This is a genomic window from Micromonospora sp. M51, from assembly GCF_018070305.1.
Classification (GTDB): Bacteria; Actinomycetota; Actinomycetes; order Mycobacteriales; family Micromonosporaceae; genus Micromonospora; species Micromonospora parva.
Genome location: NZ_JAGPXZ010000899.1, coordinates 1 through 2,225 on the forward strand (window position 1 = coordinate 1; position 2,225 = coordinate 2,225).

General features: G+C 71.3%; 4 protein-coding genes. All 4 read right to left on the bottom strand.

Translation table 11 applies throughout. The features are described from left to right. The coding region (locus KBX53_RS30415) for an aldo/keto reductase (RefSeq protein ID WP_210863144.1) at window positions 1-604 on the bottom strand (604 nt) is incomplete at its 3' end. A gap of 119 nt (window positions 605-723) precedes the next feature. After that, window positions 724-1,149, bottom strand: coding sequence for an alternative ribosome rescue aminoacyl-tRNA hydrolase ArfB (arfB, locus tag KBX53_RS30420; RefSeq protein WP_030335348.1), 426 nt, complete (start codon window positions 1,147-1,149; stop codon window positions 724-726). A 33-nt stretch (window positions 1,150-1,182) separates the two neighbouring features. Continuing rightward, entirely contained in the window at window positions 1,183-1,479 is a 297-nt protein-coding gene (locus KBX53_RS30425; RefSeq protein WP_210863147.1) for a hypothetical protein, read from the bottom strand. Between the two features lie 99 nt (window positions 1,480-1,578). Beyond that, a partial coding sequence (locus KBX53_RS30430; protein WP_210863149.1) for a S1C family serine protease occupies window positions 1,579-2,225 on the bottom strand: 647 nt, incomplete at its 5' end.

Here is a 2,225-nt window from a genome sequence, read left to right on the forward strand (position 1 = left end):
CGGTGATCCCGACGCCGAGCTCGCGGGCCGTCGGCAGGATGTCGGTCTCCGGGTTGCGGGAGATCAGCGAGTATTCGATCTGCAGGTCGGTGATCGGGTGCACGGCGTGCGCCCGGCGCAGGGTTTCCGCGCTCACCTCGGACAGACCGATGTGGCGGATGTGGCCGGCCTTGACCAGCTCGGCGAGGGTGCCGACCACGTCCTCCACCGGGACGTCCGGGGAAAGCCGGGCCGGGCGGTAGATGTCCACGTGGTCGGTGCCGAGACGGCGCAGGGTGTACGCCAGGAAGTTCTTGATCGCGGCGGGGCGGACGTCGACGCCGTTCCAACCGCCCTCGATGTCGCGCAGAGCGCCGAACTTCACGCTGATCAGGGCGTTGTCGCGGTTGCGGCCGCGCAACGCGTCGCGCAGCAGCAGCTCGTTGTGCCCCATGCCGTAGAAGTCGCCGGTGTCCAGCAGGGTGATGCCGGCGTCCAGTGCGGCGTGGATGGTGGCGATGCTCTCGGCCTCGTCGGTGGCGCCGTAGAGGTCCGACATGCCCATCAGGCCGAGCCCGAGCGCGGAGACGGTGGGGCCGGTGGTGCCGAGGGTGCGGGTGTTCATGGGGTGTTCCTCTCACCTGGGTGACGCGTTGAGCGTACACCTTTCGGATGACAGATTTCAGATTCTGTCACCAGAGATTCGCAGGAACCCCGACGACGGAGGACTTTTCTGGTGGTTTGCTACTCGCCGTCTGTTCGGCGGTCACGCTTGCGCTGGGACTGGCGCTTCTTCTCGGCCAGCCGGCGCTCCTTCGCCCCACGGGACGGGCGGGTCGCTCGACGGGCCGGTGGTGGGGGCGCGGCGGCCTCCCGTAGCAGGGCGGTCATCCGTGCCCGGGCCGCCTCCCGGTTGGCCAGCTGGGCCCGGTGCTCGCTGGCGGCGATCGTCAGCACCCCGTCGACGAGGCGGTTGGCCAGCCGGGCCAGCGCCCGCGACCGCAGCCAGTCGGGCACGGTGGGCGAGTTGGCCAGGTCGTAGCTGAGCTCGACGCGGGAGTCAGCGGTGTTCACGCCCTGCCCGCCCGGCCCAGACGAGCGGGAGAACCGCTCCCGCAGCTCTGCGGCGGGGACGACCCACCGGTCGGTCACCCGCAGTCCGTCGTCCACGCCCCGAGGCTAACCCGCCACGGCCTGCCGGGGCTATCGGTGCGGAGGCTCGCTCTGGGTCGGGGACTGGCTGGGCGCCGTCCCGGCGGTCTCCTCGTCGGAACCGACCGCCGCGTACGCCACCGCGCCGAAGAGCAGCAGCCCGATCACCGCCGCCTTCACGGCGACCCCACGGATCAGCGCCCAGGCGCCCCTGCGGGCGCCCGGCACCGATTTCTTGACGGTCTGGTAGTCGTTCCACCCGCGTCGTGCCCGGGCGTACGCCGACCCCACTGCACATCCGATGACCAGCCCCACCAGCAGGAGGACCGTGAGAATAGGACGCTCCACCTCCGCCAGTATCCATACCGACCGTAATATTTCCATGGTCCGATGCCGTCGGGCCGGATATCTGACAGTGGCAGCCCCCGGCAGGGGCGTTCGGGCAGCTCAGCCACCCTTGCCGATGATCGTGTCCGCGGTCTGCTGCACCTGGTCGATCGGGATGGCGAAACCGATGCCGATCGAGCCGTTCCCGTCGATGGTGGCGATGGCGGTGTTCACCCCGACCACCTCACCACGGGCGTTGACCAGTGGCCCACCGGAGTTGCCCGGGTTGATGGACGCGTCGGTCTGCACCGCGCTGTGCCGGTTGTTGCCGAGGCGTACCTCGCGGTCCAGGGCGCTGACGATGCCAGCGGTGACCGTCCCCGCCAGCCCGAGCGGCGAACCCACCGCGAGCACCGGCTCACCGACCCGGGTCGCGCCCGGCTTGGCCAGGGGCAACGGGGTGAGACCGGCCGACGCCGGCACCTTCAGCACCGCCAGGTCACTGCGCGGCTCCCGCCCGACCACCTCGGCGGCGAACCGACGCCCGTCGGGCAGCTCCACTGTCACCGGACCGCCACCACCCTTGGCCAGGATGTGGTCGTTGGTGATCAGGTGCTGCTGGTCGTCCACGGCGAAGCCGGAGCCGGTCGCGGACCCGCTGCTCGCGCCGCCGGCCAGCACCGACACCACCCCCGGCACGGTCCGCTCGGCCGCCGTGACCAGCTCGGCCGGCACCGGGGCGGCGGACGCGGCCGCCGGCCCACCAG